General features: G+C 46.1%; 26 protein-coding genes. 13 read left to right on the forward strand and 13 right to left on the reverse strand.

Annotation, left to right across the window (positions count from 1 at the left end; translation table 11 throughout):
* Window positions 1-123: 123 nt before the first annotated feature.
* Window positions 124-1,008 carry an AraC family transcriptional regulator gene (locus tag AB4Z17_RS00765; RefSeq protein ID WP_441910543.1) on the reverse strand — a complete coding sequence of 295 codons (885 nt, stop codon included), beginning with the start codon at window positions 1,006-1,008 and terminating at the stop codon, window positions 124-126.
* Window positions 1,009-1,170: 162 nt separating this feature from the next.
* Here AB4Z17_RS00765 and AB4Z17_RS00770 point away from each other — a divergent pair, with 162 nt between their 5' ends.
* From AB4Z17_RS00770 to AB4Z17_RS00790, 5 genes are all read left to right on the forward strand, one after another.
* Window positions 1,171-2,580, forward strand: coding sequence for an MATE family efflux transporter (locus AB4Z17_RS00770; RefSeq protein WP_441957520.1), 1,410 nt, complete (start codon window positions 1,171-1,173; stop codon window positions 2,578-2,580).
* A 101-nt stretch (window positions 2,581-2,681) separates the two neighbouring features.
* On the forward strand, window positions 2,682-3,170 hold the full coding sequence (gene infC, locus AB4Z17_RS00775) for a translation initiation factor IF-3 (RefSeq protein ID WP_441957635.1): 489 nt from the start codon (window positions 2,682-2,684) through the stop codon (window positions 3,168-3,170).
* A 265-nt stretch (window positions 3,171-3,435) separates the two neighbouring features.
* Window positions 3,436-5,790, forward strand: coding sequence for an FdhF/YdeP family oxidoreductase (locus tag AB4Z17_RS00780; protein ID WP_441957522.1), 2,355 nt, complete (start codon window positions 3,436-3,438; stop codon window positions 5,788-5,790).
* A 57-nt stretch (window positions 5,791-5,847) separates the two neighbouring features.
* On the forward strand, window positions 5,848-6,657 hold the full coding sequence (gene fdhD, locus AB4Z17_RS00785) for a formate dehydrogenase accessory sulfurtransferase FdhD (protein WP_441957524.1): 810 nt from the start codon (window positions 5,848-5,850) through the stop codon (window positions 6,655-6,657).
* Between the two features lie 59 nt (window positions 6,658-6,716).
* Window positions 6,717-8,435 carry an ABC transporter ATP-binding protein gene (locus AB4Z17_RS00790; RefSeq protein ID WP_441877792.1) on the forward strand — a complete coding sequence of 573 codons (1,719 nt, stop codon included), beginning with the start codon at window positions 6,717-6,719 and terminating at the stop codon, window positions 8,433-8,435.
* Window positions 8,436-8,653: 218 nt separating this feature from the next.
* Here AB4Z17_RS00790 and AB4Z17_RS00795 read toward each other — a convergent pair whose 3' ends face one another.
* Complete coding sequence (locus AB4Z17_RS00795) at window positions 8,654-9,301, reverse strand: YitT family protein (RefSeq protein ID WP_441957526.1); 648 nt, start codon at window positions 9,299-9,301, stop codon at window positions 8,654-8,656.
* 151 nt (window positions 9,302-9,452) lie between these two features.
* Between AB4Z17_RS00795 and AB4Z17_RS00800 the strand changes: the two genes are divergently transcribed.
* The 6 genes from AB4Z17_RS00800 to AB4Z17_RS00825 all read left to right on the forward strand — a co-directional run bounded on the left by AB4Z17_RS00800 (window position 9,453) and on the right by AB4Z17_RS00825 (window position 13,007).
* The gene (locus tag AB4Z17_RS00800; protein WP_076268444.1) at window positions 9,453-9,890 is read left to right on the forward strand and encodes an Lrp/AsnC family transcriptional regulator; all 438 of its coding nucleotides are present in this window, start codon (window positions 9,453-9,455) and stop codon (window positions 9,888-9,890) included.
* Window positions 9,891-9,920: 30 nt separating this feature from the next.
* Complete coding sequence (locus AB4Z17_RS00805) at window positions 9,921-11,024, forward strand: threonine aldolase family protein (protein WP_441957528.1); 1,104 nt, start codon at window positions 9,921-9,923, stop codon at window positions 11,022-11,024.
* Window positions 11,025-11,149: 125 nt separating this feature from the next.
* On the forward strand, window positions 11,150-11,578 hold the full coding sequence (locus AB4Z17_RS00810; protein WP_441910537.1) for an HIT family protein: 429 nt from the start codon (window positions 11,150-11,152) through the stop codon (window positions 11,576-11,578).
* Window positions 11,579-11,740: 162 nt separating this feature from the next.
* Window positions 11,741-12,109, forward strand: a complete 369-nt coding sequence (locus tag AB4Z17_RS00815) for a hypothetical protein (protein WP_441957530.1) — start codon at window positions 11,741-11,743, stop codon at window positions 12,107-12,109.
* Window positions 12,110-12,226: 117 nt separating this feature from the next.
* On the forward strand, window positions 12,227-12,562 hold the full coding sequence (locus AB4Z17_RS00820) for a hypothetical protein (protein ID WP_430055655.1): 336 nt from the start codon (window positions 12,227-12,229) through the stop codon (window positions 12,560-12,562).
* 34 nt (window positions 12,563-12,596) lie between these two features.
* Window positions 12,597-13,007 carry a VOC family protein gene (locus AB4Z17_RS00825; protein WP_441957532.1) on the forward strand — a complete coding sequence of 137 codons (411 nt, stop codon included), beginning with the start codon at window positions 12,597-12,599 and terminating at the stop codon, window positions 13,005-13,007.
* Between the two features lie 215 nt (window positions 13,008-13,222).
* Here the strand turns inward: AB4Z17_RS00825 and AB4Z17_RS00830 are convergent, their stop codons facing one another.
* Entirely contained in the window at window positions 13,223-14,332 is a 1,110-nt protein-coding gene (locus AB4Z17_RS00830; protein WP_441957534.1) for an ATP-binding protein, read from the reverse strand.
* A 152-nt stretch (window positions 14,333-14,484) separates the two neighbouring features.
* Between AB4Z17_RS00830 and AB4Z17_RS00835 the strand changes: the two genes are divergently transcribed.
* The gene (locus AB4Z17_RS00835) at window positions 14,485-15,390 is read left to right on the forward strand and encodes a DUF4275 family protein (RefSeq protein WP_441957536.1); all 906 of its coding nucleotides are present in this window, start codon (window positions 14,485-14,487) and stop codon (window positions 15,388-15,390) included.
* On the opposite strand, the gene AB4Z17_RS00840 is transcribed toward AB4Z17_RS00835, so the two are convergent.
* From AB4Z17_RS00840 to AB4Z17_RS00885, 10 genes are all read right to left on the reverse strand, one after another.
* Window positions 15,368-15,715 carry a DUF6843 domain-containing protein gene (locus tag AB4Z17_RS00840; protein WP_441957538.1) on the reverse strand — a complete coding sequence of 116 codons (348 nt, stop codon included), beginning with the start codon at window positions 15,713-15,715 and terminating at the stop codon, window positions 15,368-15,370. The two genes, AB4Z17_RS00835 and AB4Z17_RS00840, sit on opposite strands and share 23 nt — an antisense overlap.
* A 94-nt stretch (window positions 15,716-15,809) precedes the next feature.
* Window positions 15,810-16,112, reverse strand: coding sequence for a hypothetical protein (locus AB4Z17_RS00845; protein WP_441957540.1), 303 nt, complete (start codon window positions 16,110-16,112; stop codon window positions 15,810-15,812).
* A gap of 552 nt (window positions 16,113-16,664) precedes the next feature.
* Complete coding sequence (locus AB4Z17_RS00850; RefSeq protein WP_441957542.1) at window positions 16,665-17,405, reverse strand: ABC transporter permease; 741 nt, start codon at window positions 17,403-17,405, stop codon at window positions 16,665-16,667.
* A 1-nt stretch (window position 17,406) separates the two neighbouring features.
* Complete coding sequence (locus tag AB4Z17_RS00855) at window positions 17,407-18,135, reverse strand: ABC transporter permease (protein ID WP_441957544.1); 729 nt, start codon at window positions 18,133-18,135, stop codon at window positions 17,407-17,409.
* Entirely contained in the window at window positions 18,132-19,043 is a 912-nt protein-coding gene (locus tag AB4Z17_RS00860; protein ID WP_339206451.1) for an ATP-binding cassette domain-containing protein, read from the reverse strand. The genes AB4Z17_RS00855 and AB4Z17_RS00860 overlap by 4 nt, the downstream gene beginning before the upstream one ends.
* 83 nt (window positions 19,044-19,126) lie before the next feature.
* Window positions 19,127-20,485 (reverse strand): HAMP domain-containing sensor histidine kinase, encoded by a 1,359-nt coding sequence (locus AB4Z17_RS00865; protein ID WP_441957547.1) that lies wholly within the window; start codon window positions 20,483-20,485, stop codon window positions 19,127-19,129.
* 26 nt (window positions 20,486-20,511) lie between these two features.
* Window positions 20,512-21,186: a response regulator transcription factor gene (locus AB4Z17_RS00870; RefSeq protein WP_076268628.1), complete on the reverse strand. Its 675-nt coding sequence runs from the start codon at window positions 21,184-21,186 to the stop codon at window positions 20,512-20,514.
* A 192-nt stretch (window positions 21,187-21,378) separates the two neighbouring features.
* Window positions 21,379-22,602, reverse strand: coding sequence for a cation:proton antiporter (locus AB4Z17_RS00875; protein WP_076268433.1), 1,224 nt, complete (start codon window positions 22,600-22,602; stop codon window positions 21,379-21,381).
* Window positions 22,603-22,604: 2 nt separating this feature from the next.
* The gene (locus AB4Z17_RS00880) at window positions 22,605-23,096 is read right to left on the reverse strand and encodes a cation:proton antiporter regulatory subunit (protein ID WP_339206454.1); all 492 of its coding nucleotides are present in this window, start codon (window positions 23,094-23,096) and stop codon (window positions 22,605-22,607) included.
* Window positions 23,097-23,144: 48 nt separating this feature from the next.
* Window positions 23,145-23,507: a hypothetical protein gene (locus AB4Z17_RS00885; protein ID WP_430055634.1), complete on the reverse strand. Its 363-nt coding sequence runs from the start codon at window positions 23,505-23,507 to the stop codon at window positions 23,145-23,147.
* A 213-nt stretch (window positions 23,508-23,720) separates the two neighbouring features.
* On the opposite strand from AB4Z17_RS00885, the gene AB4Z17_RS00890 reads away from it, so the two are divergent.
* Window positions 23,721-24,182 carry a cupin domain-containing protein gene (locus AB4Z17_RS00890; protein ID WP_441910527.1) on the forward strand — a complete coding sequence of 154 codons (462 nt, stop codon included), beginning with the start codon at window positions 23,721-23,723 and terminating at the stop codon, window positions 24,180-24,182.
* Window positions 24,183-24,225 lie beyond the last annotated feature (43 nt).

Consider the following 24,225-nt stretch of genomic DNA (forward strand, 5'->3'; position numbering starts at 1 on the left):
ATTAGGAAGGAACGGTTCCCTTAGTGGGAGCCGTTCCTTTTTTATGAGCAAGCAGGCAAGTGACTAATGTCGAAGGAAGAGCCTGATGTTCGGTGTAATGTTTTGGCGGAAATGCACCCAACCTTACCCATGAGAAAATCGTTGTCTATATTTGCGCGGCGATATGCTCTCGTATTTGGCAAAGCAAGAGGTGAAATAGGCAGCGTGATTAAAGCCGACCTGTTCTCCTATACGGGCGATAGGCAGATCCGTTTGAAGCAGCAGCAGCTTTGCTTGTTCAATCCGGAAACGCATGAGGTAATCGAACGGCGCGCAGCCAAACTCTTTCTGCATGCATCTTGCGATATAAACGGGATGAAAGTTAATGCTGTCTCCCAGCTCCTGCGCGGTTATGCTATCACGATAATGCTCTCGCAAATAGGAAGCTGCCTGCTCTGCGCACAAAATAGAGGGAGAAGGTCCCTCCGCTTCCATCGATGCGGATAAATGCTCGATAACCTCTTGGAATACAAGCTGCTGCTTCCATTTTACGCTGGGAATATGATCATTCATATTAAGCTGAACCAACTGGCGCAGCAGACTGTCCATCTTGGAGGGCTGCAGCAGTTTAGCAAACTGGGGAAGCTGTTTGGCAAAGGTTTGTGCCGTATAAATGTTGGTGCTCTGTATTCTTGTTTTGGAACTGTCAGGCGGTACCTCAGGCATGGATTGATCTGTTATACTCCAGATCCCAGTCGTCTGAAAATGAATCCAGTAATAAGCGGTCTGCTCCTCGCATGCACGCGTTGCGTAATGATGGGCATCCGGCCTGAGAATAAGAGCGTGCCCTGCGCTTACTTCATAATGCTGATCTTCTTCTCCCATGTATAAGCAGCCCCGCGTTACAACAAGCAAATCAAACACATTAATGTTGCATCTGCTTGGATGCTTGCGGCCAGAAGGGGCAACCGTATAACCCCCAATGATATAATGCGGCAGCGGTGGAATCGTCATATGAATGATGGTCATGTTAGGATTTTCTCCTTCAAAAATTGAAGTTTGAATCGTTATAGTTTCAGTTGTAAAAGTGATACATCAAGCTCAGTATAGCATCTATAATTTGATATGACGATTGATGATAAGACAACGGATACGGCCGCCATTAGGCAGCCGATGCAGGAGGACAACAGGATGGCTTTATCTAACAAAAAGATTTCGCTCTGGATGCTGGCATGGCCAATATTCATAGAGCTGTTTTTACAATTTTTGCTCGGTGCGGCGGATACGCTGATGGTGAGCCGGATATCGGATGATGCAGTAGCGGTAGTAGGCTTCTCTAACCAGCTGTTTCAAGCGTTGACGACTTTRTTTATAACGGTCGCGAGTGGAGCGGGCATACTCATTGCGCAAAAAATAGGCTCCAAAAATGGCGAGGATGCTCGCACCATCGCGATAATGGCGGTGAAAGTAAGTGCCATCATTGGGCTTTTGCTTAGCGGGCTGCTCATCCTCATTCCAGGCGAGATCGCTGCGGTGCTGCAGCTTCCAGAAAATTTGATTCCACTGGCAAAGACGTATATCTCGATAGTCGGCGGCGGGATGGTATTGATTGCGTTGATGTCGGCGCTTAGCACATCGATTCGGAATACGGGAAATACAAAGGGACCTATGTATACGGCAATTGGAATGAACGTTGTGCATGTTTTTTTCAACTATGCGTTCATCTTCGGGGCATTCGGTTTTCCAAAATGGGGCTTGATGGGCGTAGCCATCTCAACCGTGTTATGCCGCTTGCTCGCTACGATTGTGCTGTTCATCATGTTCCTTAGCTCTTTTGAACGTACAATTGCTCTTCGTGACTTTAATGTATTTAATCGTAAGCTGTTCGGCGAAATTCTCCGTATTGGATGGCCGCTTGGCGTGAATATGTCTTGCTGGGTGTTTACACAGCTGCTTATTTTCACCTTTTTGGCTATTCTCGGCTCGAATGAGCTGGCGGCAAGGACGTATATGAATACGTTGGAATCGTTTTGCTTCATGCTTGGTTATTCGATTGCACTGGCAGTGCAAATTCAGATTGCCCATCTATTTGGAGCGGGCAAAGTGAAAGAGGCGTACCATATCGCCTTCCGAGCGATGTGGATTGGGCTAGCGGTGGTGACGGTTAACGCGTTTCTTATCTATTTGTTTGGCAAGCAGCTGCTAGGCATGTTTACGGAGAACAAAGAAATCGTGGCGCTAGGCGTGTCTCTGCTCGGAATGAATCTACTGCTGCAGCCGGGCAAAATGATCAATATGGCGCTCGGCAATTCATTAAATGCGGTAGGCGATACCCGTTTTACGATGTGGACTTCGGTATTCTCGATGTGGCTGATTGCAACAGGATTAGCTTATTTTGTGGGAATTCAACTTGGCTGGGGCTTGATCGGGATATATGCCTGCATGATCTTAGATGAGTACATCCGCGGTATATTGTCGTTAATTCGCTGGAGAGGCCAAAAGTTTCTGCGCAGAGCAGAGCGGGATGAGGCAGAAGCGAAGAGAAGTGCAGAGAGCGGCATTGGTGGGAAAACACATAAACAAACCGCGCTGGACATCTAATAAAAGCGTATAATAGAGGAAGGAATAGACAGCGGCTTCGCAAGTGAAGGCTGCTGTTTTCCGTATTCATGGCAAGGGAGCGATTAACGGATATGGCATCGATGGTTATTATGAATGAAAAAATACGCGCCTCCGAGGTGCACTTGACTGGCTTGCGAGGCGAGGATTTAGGCATTGTCTCGCGTGATGAAGCGCTGGCAAAAGCAAAGGAATTGAAAGTGGATTTGGTCTGCACCTCGCTTATGAGCAGTCCTCCGCCATGCCAGCTGGTAGCCAAAGGGCAAGCGAAGAAACAGGCTGGCCAAGAGAAACGTGGGGCAAAAGTAAAGGAGCAGCCAAGCAAAATAAAAGAGCTCCGCTTGACCGCGCATATAGAGGATCATGATTATGATACGAAGCTGCGGCAGGCAGCGAAGCTTCTTGGTTCAGGCAACGGCGTGCAGTTCGTTGTAAAAATTCAAGGCAAGGAAGGTCCCAAAGCGAAGGAGCTGCTGGAGCGCATGCTGAAGGATCTAGAGGAGAGCGGCAAGAAACAATCCGGCATACAAGTAAGCGGGAAGCAAGCGGCGGTGCAGGTGCTGCCTTTATAAAGGTAGGTTGAAGGTGACAGGTAAGCAGCGCTGTAACTATTGCCTATAAAGCCTTTCTAAAGGTGGCGACAACAGGGGTTAACAGGAGGAGGCAACAGCTTTCTCCTAAAGCTGCATATAGGTTAGCTGATAGGGTGATTGATGCGAAGGCTTCTTGGCTTGCATCTATTTTCAAAATTCAAATGTATGCGCTTACTCATTTGTGGTAGCTTRGTAAGTAGAATGGCAATCGTTCCATAATGATCATTAACGGGGTGAATCATTAATGAAGAAAACTTTGCATACAGGACCGATCAAGCTGCCGAAGCTGCCAGACCCTAAGCTGTGGGTGAGCAAAGCACCGTTTGGGCTAGGACGGATTAAGCCGCATCATATTCGTGATACGCTCAAGGTAGCGTGGGATAACCGAGACAGCTTGCCGTATGCGTATCGGATTTTGACGCAGGGTGTATGTGATGGCTGTGCGCTTGGCGTGTCCGGTTTATATGATCAGACGCTGGACGGTCCTCATATTTGTACGACGAGATTGAACGTCCTGCGGCTGAATACGATGCCTGCTATCAAAGGCGATGTGCTGCATGGCGATATTGAGGAGCTGCGAAAGCTCGATAGCACGCAATTGCGCAAGCTGGGAAGGCTGCCGTACCCGCTTATAAGAAGCAAGGGAGAAAGAAGCTTTCGCAGAATTTCGTGGGATGAGGCGCTGGACCGCATTGCTGCCAAAGCGAGGGCGATAGACCCGAAGCAGATGGCTTTCTACTTAACTGCGCGCGGGATAACGAATGAATCCTATTATGTGGCTGCAAAGGCGGCTCGGCTCATTGGGACAAATAACATCGATAACGCCTCTCGGATTTGCCATTCTCCATCCAAAACAGCGATGAAGCGCTCAATTGGGGTAGGCGCCTCTACCTGCAATTATAAGGACTGGATCGGTACGGATGTGCTCGTTTTTTGGGGCAGTGTGGCAGCGAACAATCAGCCTGTATCGACTAAGTATATGTACGCAGCTAAGCGCAAGGGTACCAAAATCATCGTGATCAACCCCTATCGCGAGCCGGCAATGGAGGGCTACTGGATACCGTCTATACCGGAATCAGCTCTCTTTGGCACGAAGCTGGCAGACGATTTCTATCAGGTGAATATCGGCGGTGACATTGCTTTCATGCACGGCGTTATGAAAAGCTGGTTTGAGATGGAGGAGGAGCAGCCAGGCTCAGCGATCGATCATGCTTTTGTAAACGCGCATACGAAGGGGTACGAGGAGTTGAAGGCTCATATTCAGCAGCAGGACTGGGAGCTGCTGGAGAAATCATCTGGGCTGACGAGAGAGCGGATGCAGGCTTTCGCTGCTTTGCTTGCCGAGGCGAAGTCGGGCGTATTCGTATGGAGCATGGGTCTGACGCAGCATCGATTCGGAACGGACAATATTTCGCAGGTTGCCAATCTTGCGCTGCTCTGTGGTTTTCTCGGGCGGGAGCATTGCGGCTTGATGCCGATTCGCGGCCATAGCGGCGTTCAAGGCTCAGGCGAAATGGGGGCTGACCCTTTTAGTCTGCCTGGCGGTGAGTTCAAAGGTGCGGATATCCGCCGTTTAGAGGAGCTTTGGGGCTTCAAGCTACCGGATTGGCAAGGGGACATTGTTGGCGTATCGCTTGAAAACGCAATGTTGAAGGAGCATGCCGATCGTAAGCTGAAGCTGTTCTATACATCAGGAGGCAATTTTATCGAGACGATGCCTGATCCTGAGTTTGTGAAGCGCTGCTTAGAGAGCGTCGAATTGCGGGTGCATCAGGATATCGTGCTGAACAGCTCGACACTTGTAGATGCGCAGGAGGAGGTTATCATTCTGCCTGCCATGACAAGGTATGAACAGCCAGGCGGGGGTACGTCAACCTCGACGGAGCGAATGGTTTATTTTTCACCAACTATTGAAGGGCCAAGGATCGAAGAAGCGCGTGCGGAGTGGCAAATCTATGCGGATTTAGCTGCACGCATTAGGCCGGAGCTCAAAGCGGCTATCACGTTCAAAGATGCTGCTGCTGTGAGGGAAGAGATTGCGATGGCTTCACCGAACTATGAGGGCGTAGAGCTGCTGCGGAACCAAGGTGACGTATTCCAATGGGGCGGGGCATGGCTGTGCGAGGGAGGTTTTTGTCCAACTTCCGACGGGAAGGGCAGCCTGCTGCCCATTGAATTGCCAGAGCTTCGTATACCGGAAGGGCATTTCTATGCAACGACAAGGCGCGGAAAGCAGTTTAACTCTATGATTTATGGCGAGAAGGATGCATTTAACGATGCAGGGCGCTACGACGTGCTGATGAATGAGACGAATTTATCGGAGCTTGCGATCGCCGAAGGAGATGCGATTGTTGTATATAACCGAAGCGGGAGCTTCCATGGCAGGGCGAAACCAGCGGATATTGCGCCAGGCAATATCGAGTTGTATTGGCCGGAAGGGAATAGTCTATTTCCAAAAGGAGTATATGAGCCGTTTGCAGGCATACCAGAGTATAATGCTTCCGTTATCGTAGAGAAGGCTGAAACCTATCATGCCTTTAAGGATACCAAGTATATGGAGAAGCGGATTGTGGAGCTGGAAATCGAGCCGCCGGCGTAGAACTGCTGTGGTCGTAATGATGCATAAGCAAGCTGAGCGTGGAAGGGGAGTATTCGAATGGATCTTTCGAACACGACAAAATGGCGCATACTCAAATACGATAGCAGCGGCCACTGGGAGAAGGATGACGACATCGCTGCGGAATATCCGCTTACTCTGAAGCTAGGCGGTGAGGAATTTGCAACGATGGTATGCTCGCCATCACATTTGCAGGAGCTGGTCATTGGTTTCCTTGCTTCCGAAGGAGTTATACGTGCTGCCGGTCAGGTGAAATCGCTGCGGATTGAAGAGGATACTGGTTTTGCCTATGTTGAGCTAGAGCATAAGCATACGTTAAGTCAGGATCATTACGCGAAACGTTTTATCGGATCATGCTGCGGCAAGAGTAGGCAGTTTTATTTTCACAATGATATGCTGACGGCCAAAACGATCATGACCCGCACCAAAATATCGGCTGAGCAATGTATTCACTTTATGCGCGAGCTTCAGGAGGCATCCTCGGAATTTCGCAGCACGGGCGGTGTTCATAATGCAGCCATTGGAACGCCATCGGAGCTGCTTGCTGTAAGAACGGATATTGGGCGCCACAATGCGCTCGATAAGCTGTTCGGCTATTGTTTGCTGCACCGTGTTCGGACTTCGGATAAAGTGATTGCATTCAGCGGCAGGCTCTCCTCGGAGGCGGTGCTGAAAGCGGCCAAAATCGGCTGCGGCATCATGCTCAGCAAGTCGGCGCCTACTGATCTTGCTCTTCGTTTGGCAGAGGATTTAGGCATTACCTGCGTCGGATTTATTAGAGGCGGAGAGATRAATGTATACACCCATCATGACCGAATCGATTTCGGCGATGGATTGACAGCATGGTAGTGATTGTATATCATTTTAAATGAAAATGATTATCACCATGTGAGAAGAAGGAGTTTATGATGCTTTTACGCTTTTTTTCCTACTACAAGCCTTACAAGAAGCTTTTTCTGCTTGATTTCTGTTGTGCAGTAGTGCTGGCGATTCTTGAGCTGTGCTTCCCCTTGGCAGTCAGCTATGTAATAGATACGCTGTTGCCTGACGAGAACTGGGGGCTTATCGTTACAGCCTGTGCTATCTTGCTTCTGATTTATATTATTAATACACTGTTGCAGTATGTGGTCACCTATTGGGGCCATATGCTTGGTATTAATATTGAGACGGACATGCGGAAGAAGCTGTTCGACCACGTACAGAAGCTGTCCTTCCGTTTCTTCGATAACACGAAGACCGGTCATCTAATCTCGCGTCTTACGAATGATTTATTCGAGATTGGCGAGGTTGCCCATCATGGCCCAGAGGATATGTTCATAGCTGCGATGACGCTCGTCGGAGCGTTCGGCATTATGGCGTATATTAATTTGGAATTAGCCATTCTTACTTTTGTTATTGTGCCAATTATTATCTGGCTCGTTCTGATGTTCAACGGTAAAATGACGAAAGCTGCGAATCGGTTGTTCTCGGATATGGCCGATTTTAATGCTCGAGTAGAGGATACGGTTGGCGGGATTCGTGTTGTTCAAGCTTTCTCGAACGAAAGCCATGAGAAAAAGCTGTTCAAGGTGAACAACCTGCGTTTCCGTGAAGCGAAGCTCATTTCCTACAAAATCATTGGTTTGAACTCTTCGATTACCTACATGCTGATGAGACTTGTATCTGTATTCGTATTGATTGCAGGCACTTGGTTCGTTATTAAAGGTGATCTGAAGTACGGCGAATTTATTAGCTTTGTTTTGCTTACGAACATCTTCTTTAAACCGATTGAAAAAATCAATGCAGTTATCGAAAGCTACCCAAAAGGCATTGCCGGCTTTAAACGTTATGTTCAGCTGCTGGAGACAGCGCCTGATGTTGCGGATAAACCCAATGCGAAAGAGGTTAACCGCCTAAACGGGAATATTGAATATCGGAATGTTACGTTTGGTTATGAAGGCGAAGCGAAGGTGCTTCAAAATATCGATCTTACTATTCGTGCAGGTGAGACGATTGCGTTCGTGGGACCTTCCGGCGCCGGCAAAACGACGCTTTGCAGCTTGCTGCCGCGTTTCTATGAAATTGAAGGCGGAAGCATCTCTGTCGATGGCTATGATACTCGCGATTTGAAGCTGGATTCGCTCCGGAAGCAGATCGGTATCGTACAGCAGGATGTGTTCCTGTTCGCAGGTACGATTAGAGAAAACATCAGTTACGGCAAGCTTGGCGCATCGGATACAGATATTTGGGAAGCCGCGCGCAGAGCGAAGCTGGAAGAATTCATCCACGCGCAGCCGGACGGACTGGAAACGGTAGTAGGCGAACGCGGCGTTAAGCTGTCTGGCGGACAGAAACAGCGGCTTGCGATTGCGCGGATGTTCCTCAAAAACCCGCCTATTCTTATTCTCGACGAGGCAACTTCGGCGCTCGACACTGAAACGGAAGCGGCAATCCAGCAGTCGCTGGCTGAGCTGTCCGTAGGCCGCACAACGCTCGTTATTGCACATCGCCTCGCTACGATCAAAAATGCAGATCGCATCGTTGTTGTAACGGAGCAAGGAATTACCGAGCAAGGCCGTCATGAAGAGCTTGTATCGGCGGGTGGCATTTACAGCCGCTTGCATAAAGCACAGTTTGGCAATAGATAATCTGAATTTGAATGAAGGCTGCCGATATCGTTGAATCGGCAGCTTTTTTTTTATTAACAAAGCAGCCGAGGCTGTTTATCACTAGCAAATAGAGTGAAACAGACAGGCACTGCTACGCATTAAACTCACATATTAATCCTACACACATTAATCCCACACATACGCCAATACAACGTACTCCACTCCCTGCTAAAAGAACACTAAAGGCAAGATCTTGTTTAAATGGTATTCGCAGCGCCTGACAATACTTCTTGTTTGTCTTTCTCTGCGCCTGTTTTCCTTCTCTTATAAATCGACAAGAAGGCCGATGTAACCGCAATTGATAAGGCAGAGTACAATCCGCTTTTAAGCGAAAATACGGATAGGCTAGTGAGGACAACTAAAAAATCGAATGCGAAGTTGGTAATGCCTGGGTTGACGCCATGTTTTTTGTGCAAATAGATGGCCAGTATCGTCGCGCCTCCGAGTGAAGCACCGTTGCGGAACAAGGCGGTGATGCCTGCTCCGATGAATARTCCTCCGACGATCGCTCCGATTAGCGGCGGAATCGTAAAGGCAGGCAAGATATCGTTTATTGCACTTAATGAGGAGAGCAGCGCGATCGCACCAATGGTTTTGAAGGTAAAGGATTTGCCCATGTAAAAGTAGGAGAAAATTAGAAATGGAAGATTGAGCAATAAAAACAAATAGTGGAATGAGACTTGCAGCTGGGGTGATAAGCTTAAAGAGAGTCCTGCTGTTCCTCCAGTTACGATATGTGAATGCTTTAAAATAACTAATCCGCCGGCAGTAACGAAGCAGCCCACTGCAATATGGAGCCATTTGCTGATAATTTCCTTCATTTTGTAATCCAATATGCGTAACATCTCACATGCACCGCCTGCTTAAGTTTGTTACTATAAGAATACAAAACAGCATCAATCGTATATATGATAAACAGAATGAAATTGATGTGAAATTATATAACATTGAACGAATTTTTATTGTTTTTCCTGCAAAATGAAGGAGGTTGTGATCATGGATCAATTGGACCGAATGCTTCTCCAATTGCTGCAGGAGGATGGCCGAGTCACGGTGAGCGAGCTGTCCAAACGATTGTCTCTCAGCCGCCCCAGCATATCTGAGCGTCTGCTGCGCTTGCAGGAGAAAGGCATCATTACTGGATTCGGTGCTCGAGTATCGCCTGCTGCTATCGGCAGAAACATACAGGTCATCATTCAAATGAGCGAATTGAAAGTATTTCCGATGGAGTTTGAGAAGCGCATCATGAACGATGATGAGATTATAGAATGCCACCGGGTAACAGGAACGGTCAGCTATGTTCTGAAAGCAGCGATAACGGGGATGGATGGTCTAAGCGAGCTTGTAGAGAGGCTTATGCCTTTCGGCAATGTCAACACGTCGGTCATTCTCTCTTCTCCTGTTATGAACAAAACCATACTGCCTAAGGAATAAACGATTAACGGAGCAAAGGGGACTTATAGGATGGAACAAACGAAAACATTAATTGAAGCATATAATCAAGCCAGCTATCCGTTAATTGGTCATGGAAAGCGGAATGTACAAGTTCTGAAAGAAGCGCTAGAGCAGTGGGACGCAGAGCAGGATAGCGATATGTACGGAAATGGAGCGATAATTGAGAATTTTGAGGAAAAAATGGCTAAACTGCTAGGCAAGGAATCGGCTGTATTTTTCCCCAGCGGTACAATGGCTCAGCAAATTGCGCTTCGTATATGGTGTGACGAGAAGGGGAATAAGAAGGTCGGTTATCATCCCTTAAGCCATCTAGAAATTCATGAGAAAGACGGCATGAAAGAGCTGCATCATCTTGAAGCTGTCCYGCTGGCGGATGTAGAAAGGCCTGTCCTCCTTCATGATTTGATTGGTCTAGAGGAAAACATCGCTTGTTTGCTGCTGGAGCTGCCGCAGCGCGAAATTGGCGGACAGCTGCCGGAATTTGAAGAGCTTAAGGCTATGTCGGCATTTTGTCGTGAGAGAGGAATTAAGCTTCATCTGGATGGTGCGAGGCTGTTCGAGATACTTCCGTATTATGAAAAGTCTGCTCAAGAGGTGTGCGAACTCTTCGACAGTGTATATATTTCGTTCTATAAAGGAATTGGCGGTATTGCAGGAGCGATATTAGCCGGAGATCGCAGCTTTACAGAGAAATCGAAAATTTGGAAAAGACGCCACGGCGGTGATCTCATCAGCTTATATCCTTATATTATTGCTGCTGATTATTACATGGAGYGGCGCCTTCCGCATATGAAGAAGTATTTCAGGGAAGCGCAGGAGCTTGCTGCTTTGTATAACGGATGCGATGGTGTTAAGACCATTCCAGAGGTGCCTGTTTCCAATATGTTTCATGTTCATACCACAGCAAAGAAGGAACAGCTTGATTCAATCCTAATCGATATCGCAGCGAAAACAGGCATAGGCTTGTCGCAGTCTGTCCGTGATAAAGGCGAGGAAGGCTCCTATTTTGAGGTTAATATTGGCGATCGGTATGATGCGGCCCTTAAAGAAACGCTTCTTGAAGCTTTTCGATTGCTGGACAATAAGCTGCAGCAGAAAGGGGAGAGGGAATAGCATAAAAACTTTTAACTCGATTATGTCTGCACAACATGCTAAGTTTTAAATAGTGGAAAATGAGATAATTTCTGATAAAATTCTCGTTTGTTTCATTAGGCATAAGTGCAGAGGGGGAAATGAGGATGGAAAAGAAGCCGTGTTTAGGTTGTCAGCTGGCCAATCATGAATTAGAGACTCAAACTGTATACGAAAATGAATGGGTGACTTGTCTTCTAGATATAGCACCGCTTAATGAGGGTCATCTGCTCATACTCCCTAAGCGGCATTTTCATGATGTCGATGATTTAGATGAGTTAACCGCTAATGAGATTATGAAAACATCTGCGATGCTGGCAAGGGTGCTAAAGGTGCATTTTCAGCCAGACGGTATAACGATTATTCAAAATGGCGGAAAATTCAACGATTTGACGCATTATCATATGCATGTGTTCCCTCGGTATGATTCGGACGGGTTTGCTTGGGTGGAGCCAGTTGATTATACACATGCAAAGGAGCGTTTAAGCGAAACACGAGAGAAGCTGCTAGTGGCAATCCATGATGTTAGCACATAATGTGAAATGACGCTAAAGAAGGAGTGATCCATTCTGAAAAAAATCATTTTACTCATTGTTTGCTGTTTCCTCGTATTTGGTGGTTCTTATGTCTACTCGAAAGCGAAGCCGCCTTTAACAGCACAGGCGTTCTCTTCAACAAACGATAGACAAATTGTTTTAGTGATAGTCGGCAATAAAAGTGTAATTGGATCTATCGATATTAATGAAGTATTAATAAATGATGGCGCCGTGCCTGAGCGAGTCAAAATACAAGTTAGCAGTCCTGCTAAAGGTTTTATTGTAACCGACCGCTTCGATGAGACGGAAGAAAAGGATTACTCATTTAAGGATCTGAATGAAGTGACCATTCCAACAGGAACATCCCCGCAGGCACAGACGGCCAAAGAGAATAAAGGCAAGGTCGCAGATGCGGATCATACCTATGCCCTAACAATAGGGGATAAGCAAACGATTGAATCGGTCACGATCAAATACAACCACCTCGGGATTTCGCATAAAATAACGATTTCGACGATAAAGGTTCAATGAGCTATACTACGTACAACATAAAGAATGATTAACGAGGTTAGTTTTTGATGAGGCTAAACGTTGGATAGCAATAGGGGTTCCAATTTATAAAATAGTACAGAGGAGGTATGCATTCATATGAAATATTCCTTTTGTGCAGGGGCGGCATCTGTGGGATGTATCATGTTGAGCTGCCTTTTATTGTTTTGGAACCCTTACACGGAAATACCGGTGAGTGATAAAACGATTCTTATCGTGTTTATGATGTTGATCCTTCCAGCTTGTATAGGAATTTTAGCTGCCATTTTGAGAAACCGAATGTTAATGCTAGTGGTACTCATCTGGTCGCTGCCGTATGGCATTTATTTATCTGTAGCATCTATACCGAGTATTTGGAATCTCTATGCAGCGGTACTCATTTTATATGTCATTTCCCTAATAAGGAAAGAAACCGCATATAAAGGGGCATTATAAAGCAAAAAAAGACATGAAAGGACGAGACGAAACAATGGATAAAGCAAATCAAAAAATTAAAACATTTTTTATGTTTGAAGGCAGAGCGGAGGAGGCTATGAACTTCTACACTTCATTATTCGATMAATCCGAAATCATAAGCATCAAGCGATACGGAGCGAATGAGACAGGCCCTGAGGGAACCGTAATGAAAGCTACATTTTCTCTAAAAGGACAACAGTTTATGTGTATCGATAGCGGCGTCAACCATGGCTTTACGTTCACACCTTCAATATCTTTGTTCGTTACCTGCGATACGGAAGAGGAAATAGATCGAGCTTTTGAAAGCTTATCACAAGACGGCAGCATACTCATGCCGCTGGCCGCTTATCCGTTTAGTGAGAAGTTTGGCTGGGTTTCAGATAAGTTCGGCGTTTCATGGCAATTAAGTCTTGAGAAAAGCTGAAGCAGGCAAGAGAGAGATTCGAAGAACGTAGAGTTGAAATTCAACATATTCTGTACCCTGAACGATACATATGTGCGCATTTTAATTCTGAAGTCATGTTTCCCCGAAGAAGTTGATGTTTACATTCCAACTCTTGAATAGTGCTGATGCAGAAGATAGTGGACATATTCCACCGTCTTCTGCATCTCGCTAGCGCAGCTTCAAGTTTGAAGCAGCTATAGCATCTCAACCTTTAGGTCAGGGAAACGACCTTGCAGATCTGCTAAACGATCTAGTAGTGCAGCCTTATCAAATGGATATTTAAAAATGTCCGGATTCGGCTTAAAGGTAATGCTTGTGCCTGTTTCCTTCGTCATGCCTAAGACAAGCAGTTCACTTTGCGGTATGCCATGTTTAAAGTCTTGACGAAATACTTTTCCTTCACGGCGAACCTCTACAGAAAGCTGTTCAGACAAAGCGTTAACTACAGGCATGTTTATGCCTTTTAACCCTTCGGAAGCTACAACGGATGCGCTTTTATTGTAATGCCCAAGCTCCGTAAGCACGGTTTGTACTGGAGTTGTCCTCGACTGAGGGAAGGCTTGAATCGGAATGCCTCGACCATTATCAGAGACGGTAATGCTTGTATCGCTGTGAAGCACGATATATAGCTCCGTACTATAGCCTGCTTGGTGCTCCAACACCGAGTTGTCAATGACGGACCATAAAAGATGATTCGGATCGTACCCCTCTTTATTTTCGCCTAAATACTCTTCAACGTTATTTCTAGCCTCAGTAAGCTCCATATAATGGCTCGTATCGAGCAGATCAGTAATAGCGGTCAACAAAAGCAGCAGCGGAAGCGTTCGATGAGCAGGCAGAGAATACTTGCCTCCACGTTCCTCTTGAACCAAAAGGTCAGCCCCGAGTAAGGCTTTGGTATGGTGGTAAAGCTGCCCCGTAGTTCCCAGGTTTAGTCGTTCTACGATATCTGAGCCGGAGAGAGGCTCCAGCAATACAGCAAGCAGGATGTCGAGCCGCTGCTTATTTCCGAGTGCTGCCAAGATTTTCGCTGCTTTATCGGTGTCAAGACCAAGTAAGTGATGGACTTCTTGCTGCCTAGGGTCCCACCTGAAGCCATTGTGCCCGCGATATTGCCCGGAATAAAAGAGGCTGCCCAAATCATGCGGGGCTTCATCGTTTAATGAGTTCTCATTTAAATTCATAGTTAATGCTTGTTTTGGAGAAGGACGAGTATTAATGACCTGAGTTAACATTTGTTTGAGCTCGTTCATCTCTTTGGTAAGTAAATCGAGCTCAGTTCCGTAGTCTCTAGAAGCTGTCAAACGGCATCACCTCTTAATATTATTGTTTTACGTAATTACGTTATACAATAAATTTAACATAAGTTCAGTCAATTGTAAACAATGACCAAAAACTTTGTGGTACGATGAAGAAATATTTTGATAGCAGGCCTAACACTTAAGGGGGTAAGGGATTGTTTTCGAAAAAGAGGCATGTGAGGATAGATTGGGAATGCTCTATTGAGGACGAAACAGATGCTCGCGTCTGTGTTTATGTCACATTTCCAGATTACTCCCGGTGGGTAGCTAATTTTTATACGGTAAAATGTATCGAATCCATCCGCAACGATCATTTGAGCAGCGGGGACAATACGTTCGTCTGGTTAGAAGAAAATTTGATTATTGTCGATAAAGTAAGTCGAGCACATATTGAGAAAATTATTGATGAGAGTATTGAACAGAATACATTCGAGTATTTGTTTAAATATTTCGGGTCGGTTAAGGCACCGAATGTTAGACAATATCCAAATGGTTTCTTCGAAAGCAGGTCCACAATTGATCCGATTATAATCGGCAGCCAAGCGAGCACACTCCGGGAAATGTTGGAGCATGCCAGTGATGAACTAAAAGAGGGGATTAAACAGTTTCTGTTTGGCGAACGGCAGGTGAGGATCGAGCATCTAAAGCTAGTACCTAAGCTTGAAGCTAAGTCTATGCTTGTGGCTGAGGCAGAGCTTGAGGGTCGTGACATGAAGCGCGAGTGGGAAGACGTTTTTGCAAAGGGTTTGGATGCCCAAGAAAAGACGAATATTTATATGGAACAATATTTATGGCATGTTTTCAGCTATGCAAAAAAACCATGCTTAAGCGATGAACAAGCGGTCGAAGCATTCCGTAATGAGCCTAAAAAGGCATGTTATGTCATCTATCAGCAGCATGATTTAGTGTTGTTTATAAAAGATGCAGCGCGTTTAATGCCTGAGGATGTGGAAGGCGAGCAGGACATCTATATTGTAGATGAGCATTTCAAGTGGACCTATGTGGTAACCCATGAGTCTGAATTAGGACCTTATTTTGTTAAGGCACAGTATACTCGCTAATCGTTACTCCAGGATCGGAGCCGTATTTCATGGTTTCGCCAGAGATCGAAATTTCCTTTACTTCATTGCCCAGTTCATCTACTAATACATGCCTAATGCCTCGCACAGGCCGAGGACTGGACGTTTTATAGATACCATTTTCCGAAATGTTAATTACTTCATATCCTTTTTTCTTAGAGATAGGTGGAGAGCTTGAATCGCCAAAATGAATGACAACAGTGCCATGAAAGCTTTGTGGAATGTGATGGATAACTGGTCTGCTTTTCTCAACCTCTGAGACCAGCATATTTATCGGCAGGTATATGATTACAAGTGAAGCAAGCAAGAAAATGACATAGCCCTTCTCTTTTATAGCAACAAGAGAACCTACAGAGAATACGATTGCAGAGCTGGCAAATAGTAAAATAAACAGTCCGAACTCAGGAGAAAAGAGATTCTGTATTCCCCAAGCCCATCATAACGGTAACGGAAGCTGCGGCAATGATACTTAGAACAATTAGCAGGGCAGTGCGCAGAAAAATAGCCGACTTCCTCCATCGGAACATCAGGGTGTAAAACGGGAGAATAAGAAATAGATACGAAGGAAGCGTCCAGCCGATAAGCTTGCTCGAATCACTTCCGAGGCTCTGATCGTACACGAGCGCCAAATAACCTAAATAAGCGAGTACGCCTGCAAAATAGCTGGCTATAGCAACTAAAACGTAAAATAGCTTTTGTTTCATGGGGACAACACCTCTTCTGTGAGTATGGAAGCTTTGTACCCCTAAAGCATAACGTTATACCGAATATCGCAATAGTTCTATCTTTTGTAGTACCGACCTCACGAAGTGCTTGGAGCAAGTACTTCTCCAATAATTATTAGCCGCAAATAAGGAGGAAGTAACATGAAACGTATCCTTTCAGGAATAAAACCAAGTGGGGAGCTTTGCGGATAGAGATCAAAATCAACAGGAAAATCTCCAGTTAATTTTGCGATTATGCCCGTAAATGCAGAGTTAGAAGGAAATTGTACCGTTAAATCAATGGAAATGGGCTGTTTCCTAAAAAATTGCCTAGATTAGCAGGAGAATTTCCTGTTAACTTGGTTTTTATCTGAGAAAAACGAATTATAGCGGGAGAAATTCCTGTTAGTTTGCTTCTCACGGAGCGGATAAGGCAGGACGATGTCTAGAATGAGTTGTTTGGAATGAGTGAGTTACCAATACAGTAATGAAAAACGGTCAATCCCGCCTTTGCAGTGGGATTGACCGTTTTTTCGTTTGTAACTAAGCGGCTTACACTTCTTTGCGAGTGAAATAAAGTAGGCCAATTGCAAAAAACAAAACAAAGCTGCTCGTTATCGTAATGAGCAAGTTTTCTAATGGGAGCGCAAAAGCGCCGAAATTGTCGCCTTCGAAGCTTAGCATCGCGAGCATTGGTTGTGCCCATGGGTAGAAGGGCGCGAAGCGTTCAGAATTAACGATAAGCATATTAGGCAGCGTAAGCATCACATTAATGACGAGTGGAGCGRCAAAGCTGCTCCAGCTTACAGATACGAGCAGTTGAAGCGCAGCAAGCGGGAGACAGGCAAGCCAGCCGCTGCCAACTCCTTTCAGGAGCATTGCCCACGGAAGCGGGCCGTCAATGCCTTGATAGGTCGCTGCAATGATAACTGCTCCAAGAAATAGCAGCTGCGTTATGGCAAGGAGAACAGCAACTACACTGAATTTGGCGAAGTAGAGTCCGATTCTAGACACAGGCAGCGTAAGAAGCAGCTTCCAGCCTCCTCCTACATGCTCATATCTGCATACGAAAGCGGACAGAATGCCCGTTAATATTGGTAAGAACAGCATAGCATGGAACGAAGCCATCGAAGCAATGAGTAAGGCATATTGTGCGGACGCATCCGGCGAATCAAACGATATTAACATGCCGAGAGCAAGTGACAGCAGCGAGCTGAGCGGGATGAGTATCCAAATAAACGTTTTGAATAACTTAATCCGTTCCGCAGCGACTAAACGTAGGAAACCCATCATTTCAATTCACATCCTTTTTGATGAAATGAAAGGCGCCAACAAGTAGAAGGATRCACCCGAGCAGAAAGCCTCCACCAACGAATAGCTCTCGCTGCGGATCCATATAACCTAGCATCGGCCAGTTTAACGGCAGCAGCTTTGACCAATCCTTTGAAATCAGGCCTGTGAATATGGAGCTGATCGCGATCAACACGCCAAACGTAATAGGAATGGCTTGATTTTTCATGGTCATGCATAGCCATACAAACAGCGCAAGCGCCGGGAGCGATGCGATAAACGGCAGGAAGCAAAGCCGCAAAATATCGATTACTGGCATCTCTTTAAGCCCGAATCGCAACGATAAACCGAGCGCAGCGGTACCTATCGCCAGCAAAACACATGATGAGAGCAGCAGCAGGAAGCTTAATGCAAATTTGGAGCGGAACACGGCACCCTTGGATATAGGAAGGGCGAGCAGCTGCTTCCACGCATTTGTGTTATGTTCGATATTTGCTAGCAGGGAAGAGACAAGTGTCATTCCAAGGAATAGCGAGATTGGAACAAACATTTGGATGTCCTGAAGCAAGACCTCCCAGAGTCTCCCTGCATATCTGTTCGTTAAATAATCATAACGAAGTCCGTAATTAAGAGCTTGCATAGCGATCAATCCGATAGGGCCAATAAAGATAAGAAACCATAGCCCTTTGCCGCGTATTTTCAAAAAATCAGTTGAAAGTGCTTTGAGCATCATAGCTTACCCTCCCCGACAATTTGCAGGAAGAGATCCTCCAGTGATTTGCGTTTCTCCTCGACACGGTAGATAGAGTGATCTCGCTCTACAAGATTTTTGACAATGCGTGCAAGCGCAGGGTTATCGGTATGCTCCAGCATAATGGCGGAACCATTTTGTACAGCGCCCACACCTTGCCGCTGCAAGGCAGCAAGTGCTAGCTCTGGCTCAGACACGACCAGCGATATTGTGCCTTGTGCCTGTTCATGCAAATGACTAATCGTATCTTGGAAGACGAGCTCCCCCTGACGAATAATACCGACGGTTCCTGCTGTAAGCTCAACCTCGCTTAACAAATGACTGGATATAAGGACGGTAATGCCGTGCTGCTTAGGCATTTCTTTAATTAATTCACGAATTTCCAATATGCCGGATGGATCTAGTCCATTTGTCGGCTCGTCGAGCAGCAGCAGCTCCGGGCTGCCAAGCAATGCGCTTGCGATACCTAGTCGCTGCTTCATTCCAAGCGAGAAGCCTTTCACTGGACGACGCGCTTCCTTGGCCAGTCCAACGATGTCGAGCACTTCAGCAATTTTGGATACAGGAGCACCGAGTATGCGGCGAATAGCTTCTAGGTTGTCGACGGCGCTTAAATGACCATAATACGAAGGGTATTCGACGAGCGAGCCGACCCGGCGCAATATAGATAACCTTTCTTTGTTCAAAGATTTCCCGAAAATATGAACCGATCCGCCCGAGGGCTGGATCAATCCGAGCAGCATGCGGATTGTCGTCGTTTTACCAGCGCCATTCGGCCCAAGAAAGCCATATATATCTCCTTTTGCAATTTTCAAATTTAGATTGGACACCGCATAACGCCCTTTATAACGTTTGCTTAGTCCCTTCGTTTCGATTACCCATTCATTCACGTTAATCACCTCAGTACTTACATTAACGGGTGAAGGTTAAACGAAGAGCTCCCCAAGTTTAAATTTTGTTTAAAAATTAAAATTCAATTTGAATAAATGAAAATGGTTGTTCCGCTAGCTTGAGTATCCCTATGCCATTCGAGCTTCATTTCTTTCAGAAGATAATCGACAATAGCTAGCCCAATGCCCGCACCTTTGCCCATCGGAGCAGCCTCCTGCCCGTTACCGTGATCACGAATAACGAGAGCGGATTGACCTCGGTAACTCTCAACTGTAATGCCAATGTACTTGCCGCCGCTCGCATGCCTCGTCACATTTTGAAATAAATTATCCAGCACGCGGCGGAAACCTGCCTTATCGACAACACGAAGCATAGCGCCATCAGGCAGCTCCACATCAGCGACGATTCCTTCCTGTTCCCAAAGGGGATACCAAGACGCAGCGCTCTCACGAACTAATCGCAGCAGATCTAGTGGCTCCAGCTTAAGCGGATATCGTCCGCTTGTCATGAGCGTGTAAGAAAGCAAATTTTCAATGAGGCTGTCTAAGCTGATTATTTTTTGCTCCATTTGCTTTACAGCTGTTTGAGCATTCAAACTTAACGGTTCCTTATGCAACGAATACAAATGGCTGTTCATGACGGTTAATGGCGTCCTCAGATCATGCGACAGGCTGGCGATGAGCTGCTTGCGAAGCTCCTCCTCTGCACGCTCGCGCTCCTTGCTCTCCTTAAGCTGTTCAACCATCTCATTAAAAGCTGTCTCCAGCTGCCCAATCTCATCATTTTTCTTAATAAGGATTGGCATCGGAAGACCGTTGTCGCCATGCAGCGTCATCGCTGATTGCAGACTGAGCAGACGTTTGCGAATATGCCGGAAGAAGAGCAGGGATATCAAGAAGAAAAAGGCGAACATAATAAACAGAAACGCCAAATAAAAGGGTGTGCCTGAACCGATTGGCTTATTAACCTGAATGATGGAGCGCTGCAGCTGCATCACCATGAACCCAGGCTCCTTATGGTCTGCGCCAAGGAAGGATACGACCGTAAAGGGATCGCTGTCGATGCTTGCTTTCATAAATTGAATGGAGCTGGCAGGTGTCCACCTGCTTGGAAGCTGCTCTTGTACAGGAAGCTGCAGCCTTGTTGATCCAGCAGAGTCAACCCAGAAGAGGGAAGCCTCGGGGTAAGTTTGCTTTAGCTCGCGCAATCTTTTGTCGATTTGAGCGGGATCCTTCTCCGTTAACTCGGCAGCTTGCTTATGCCATATTGCAGTTAATTCTTTTCCGCTGCCATACTTTAAATAGTCCATATTAGCGGTTTGCGTATTTTCTTGAATGAGTATATAAAGAATAGAAGCTATCGGAAATATGATTGGAATAAACAGAAAAGCAAACAAAATGATAAGCAGGTAACGAGATAACAAGGTTTGGCGAAACTTCATGCCTCCCGCGTGTGGTTTGGGCTTCTTCATGCGCGCACCCGATAGCCAATGCCGCGTACCGTTTCAATAATTTCAGGTGCAGCGGGGTTTCGTTCGATTTTTTCCCTCAAATAGCGGATATGAACCATCAACGTTTTATCTCCATCAATAAAGGATTCTCCCCATACGGCCTCATAGATTTGCTCTTTCGTAAGCAGTTGTCCCAAATGGCGAAGCAGATAGCTGAAAATGTGAAACTGCTTGCCTGTCAGCATAATTTCTTCCCCGGTCTCGCGGTTTTCCACCCGGTTTTGCTGCTCATAGACTAATAGATGCTTAATAGCCAAAGGCTCAGCAAGGCGTGCGCCTGACCTGCGAAGGAGCACTTCGATGCGTGCGGTCAGCTCGTCGGGATGGAAAGGCTTGGTGAGGTAGTCGTCAGCGAACTGCAGCCCTTGCAGCTTATCATCGATGGAAGTGCGCGCTGAAAGCATAAGAATCGGGACATCCGGCGCTGCTTTTTTCAGCCGTTGTCCAATAGTAAAACCATCGAGCCCCGGCAGCATAACGTCTAGGATGACGAGTCTGCAGCCTGCAGCGGCCTCGAGCGCATGCTCGCCATTTTTTAACCATTCAACCTTATAGCCCTGCTCTTGCAAATGCTGTGAGACAAAGCTTCCAATTTCGATATCATCTTCAATATATAGCAGTGATGCAGTCATTTTTATAAATTTCCTTTCGTTCATTCATTTTGATTCCTTATTTTAACTGGTCTGCTTCGATTATACGGCAGAGCTAGGCGGAATGCATACCATTAAGCAACGTTTGATGTGGATCAGCAATAGGAATTTATTTGAAAATAAAGAAAGGGACCTAGCCGACAATGGCTAGATCCCTTTATATTCATTGCTTGGTCAGCCCTTGCTTCCAGGCTCCCGTGCTTTCTTTCCTTTTTCCCACCTAAATACTTTGTTTAACACTTTGAATACCCACTTTGATTCCTTAGTTAGAAGTGGTCCCAATATCGCCAGAATGAGTACATACAGGGCAGCGAATGGCTGCAGGAGCTCAAGCAAGCCGCCTGCTTTGCCGAGGTTCGCCATAATGATGGAGAACTCGCCGCGAGATACGATGGTCAAACCTATATTAGCCGATGCCTTCGGCGTTAAGCCAGCACTTTTACCGGCTAACATGCCTGCCAAGAAGTTGCCGAATAGTGTAACGGCAACCGCACCAAGTGACAGCCAAACGGCTCCTCCAAGTGCGAATGGGTCGATGGTCAGTCCGAAGCTGAAGAAAAATAAAGCGCCGAAGAAGTCACGGAAAGGCAAAATCATATGCTCAATTCGCTTCATGTGAACAGTCTCAGCTAGTACTAAGCCTACAAGCAAAGCGCCGATCGCTTCAGCTACGTGAATCGTTTCAGAGAAGCCTGCTACGAGGAACAGGAAGCCGAATACGAGCAGCAGAAAAAGCTCGTTCGAGCGAATATTGAGAATTTTGTTCAGAAGCGGTGCAGCCTTCCTGCCGATAATCAAGAAGAGCAGCATGAATCCTAATGCATAGGAAGCAGACAGGAGTACTCCGCCTAAAGATGACGAATCACTGAGCACGAGTCCGGAGAGCACGGAAATATATACAGCAAGGAAGATATCCTCGAACATAATGATGCCGAGAATCATTTCTGTCTCCGGGTTGGCAGTCCTCTTCAAATCGACGAGCACCTTTGCGACGATAGCACTCGATGAGATTGTTGTAATGCCGGCGATGACCATTGTTTCCGCTACAGGGAAGTCGTTGATCCAGCCAAATAATAAGCCAAGTGAAAAGTTGATCAGAATATAGATCGTTCCGCCTACCGCTATTGAGCGACCCGATTTCATTAATCGACCCACAGAAAACTCCAGACCTAAATAGAACAGGAGGAACAGCACGCCTAGCCGCCCCATGAATTCAATTAGTTCTGCACTATGAATAAACCTAAAGTCCAGTATGCCTACGTGCGGAGCATGTGGACCTACGGCCATGCCGATTAAAATATAAAACGGGATGACGGAAAATCGAATTTTTGCAGCTAACAGCCCGACTAAGGCGATGAGTATAACAGCAAGACCGATCTCCAGCACCATGTGATCCATAATTAACGGCTCCCATTTTGCAGCATCAGCTTAAGTAGCTTCAGATGCTGGCGTTCACCTGCAACGATGAGGGTAGTATCTGCTTTGAATATATAGTCGGGGCCGGGATTAATATGTTTTGCTTCCTTCTCAACCGCAGCGATAATGGTCGCTCCAGTCGTTTGGCGAATATCGGCCTGGCCGATTGTTCTGCCAATGCATGCGGCGTTTGGTTCAATCTTGTACCACTCAATCGTTAAATCATCGAGTGCGACTTCAATCGTTTCAAGCGCTTTCGGCTTGTAAGTCATACCGCCAATGATGGCAGCGACTTGTCTTGCTTCTTCATCCTCTAGGGTAACCATGGAAATGCTATCATCTGGATCCTCATAGTCAAAGTGATACATCTCACGGCGTCCGTCATCATGAATAATAATGACAAACTTATCGCCGCTCCTCGTCATAACTTGGTACTTTCGGCCAATGCCGGGCAGATCGGATTCTCTAATATTCATTGTGTATGCCTCCTCATTTGTTGTTAGTATACGAACAAAATGAGAGCATTAACCAACGAAATGGGAAGTGAATTTAATCGGAGTCATGAGCAGATCGCGCAATCTCTGTCGATAAGTAGTGACGAGTGCGGATAGGGTTGTGGAACGCCAATAAATAAGCATGAGAGCATGCATATAGGCGGCAACGAGTGCGTTTTCAGGTAAAAATGTTGTGGCAGTGGTGCTCTGTTTGCGTACGGTTGACGTCGCATATTTGGCTGCCGCAGTAATGCGGCTTGCACCAGCTGTTAACTCAAACATATTGCCTGCTTGGTAGGCGAACAGCGCTGCGAGCAGCAGCGGAACAATAAGGAACAAGTTCATTAAATGCTTGCGGCTAATAGGGCTGAAATCATGTATGCCATTGTTCATCTGTCCACCTCCAAAAGATTTCGTTAATATAAGTATAACTTATAAATTGAAATTTAAAAAGGCGATGTTACATATTAACAAAGAAAAAAAGATTATTGCCCTCTATTCCCAGCTGTTTAATAAATTGACGATAAACCATAAGCGTTATAAAATAAGTAAACGATTTTTTTAAGGCGAAATAGAACGTAAAAGAGAGAAAGAAGGTTGAAATGGATGGGAGCAGAAGTGAAACAATTGTCACCGCTCGTACAAACGCTTGGTTTGAAGGAGCATATCGAGGGTGGATGGTACAAAGAAATTTGGAAAGCTGGTTTCACAATACCGCAGGAGGTGCTTGGAGCTCCTTATTCAGGACCACGCTTCGCAGCTTCATCGATTTATTTTATGCTGCACCCAGGTGAGTTTTCAGATTGGCATAAAGTTTATTCAGACGAGCTGTGGATGTGGCATTCGGGCAGTCCATTGATGCTGACACTTGGCGGTACCGAAGATGCGCCGGAAACTAGGAAAGAAATTATTGTTGGACCTGATGTGCTGGCAGGTCATCAGCCGCAAGCATTAGTGCCGGCTAACGAATGGCAAATGTCCCACCTGCTAGGGGACGAGCCTGTACTCGTTTCATGCGTTGTAGCTCCGGGTTTCCATTACGATGACTTTCAGCTCATAAAAAAATAAATTTCTTTTATGAAGTAAACGATTAAGAGCCATCCGAGCAGGG

This window comes from Paenibacillus sp. TAF43_2, from assembly GCF_052113545.1.
GTDB lineage: Bacteria > Bacillota > Bacilli > Paenibacillales > Paenibacillaceae > Pristimantibacillus.

Bases quoted from the DNA above. Each gene is read 5' to 3' on its own strand.
- AB4Z17_RS00765 (WP_441910543.1), bottom strand. From the start codon at position 1,008: ATGACCATCATTCATATGACGATTCCACCGCTGCCGCATTATATCATT.
- infC (WP_441957635.1), top strand. From the start codon at position 2,682: ATGGTTATTATGAATGAAAAAATACGCGCCTCCGAGGTGCACTTGACT.
- AB4Z17_RS00780 (WP_441957522.1), top strand. From the start codon at position 3,436: ATGAAGAAAACTTTGCATACAGGACCGATCAAGCTGCCGAAGCTGCCA.
- AB4Z17_RS00790 (WP_441877792.1), top strand. From the start codon at position 6,717: ATGCTTTTACGCTTTTTTTCCTACTACAAGCCTTACAAGAAGCTTTTT.
- AB4Z17_RS00800 (WP_076268444.1), top strand. From the start codon at position 9,453: ATGGATCAATTGGACCGAATGCTTCTCCAATTGCTGCAGGAGGATGGC.
- AB4Z17_RS00810 (WP_441910537.1), top strand. From the start codon at position 11,150: ATGGAAAAGAAGCCGTGTTTAGGTTGTCAGCTGGCCAATCATGAATTA.
- AB4Z17_RS00820 (WP_430055655.1), top strand. From the start codon at position 12,227: ATGAAATATTCCTTTTGTGCAGGGGCGGCATCTGTGGGATGTATCATG.
- AB4Z17_RS00845 (WP_441957540.1), bottom strand. From the start codon at position 16,112: ATGAAACAAAAGCTATTTTACGTTTTAGTTGCTATAGCCAGCTATTTT.
- AB4Z17_RS00865 (WP_441957547.1), bottom strand. From the start codon at position 20,485: ATGAAGTTTCGCCAAACCTTGTTATCTCGTTACCTGCTTATCATTTTG.
- AB4Z17_RS00870 (WP_076268628.1), bottom strand. From the start codon at position 21,186: ATGACTGCATCACTGCTATATATTGAAGATGATATCGAAATTGGAAGC.
- AB4Z17_RS00875 (WP_076268433.1), bottom strand. From the start codon at position 22,602: ATGGATCACATGGTGCTGGAGATCGGTCTTGCTGTTATACTCATCGCC.
- AB4Z17_RS00880 (WP_339206454.1), bottom strand. From the start codon at position 23,096: ATGAATATTAGAGAATCCGATCTGCCCGGCATTGGCCGAAAGTACCAA.
- AB4Z17_RS00885 (WP_430055634.1), bottom strand. From the start codon at position 23,507: ATGAACAATGGCATACATGATTTCAGCCCTATTAGCCGCAAGCATTTA.
- AB4Z17_RS00890 (WP_441910527.1), top strand. From the start codon at position 23,721: ATGGGAGCAGAAGTGAAACAATTGTCACCGCTCGTACAAACGCTTGGT.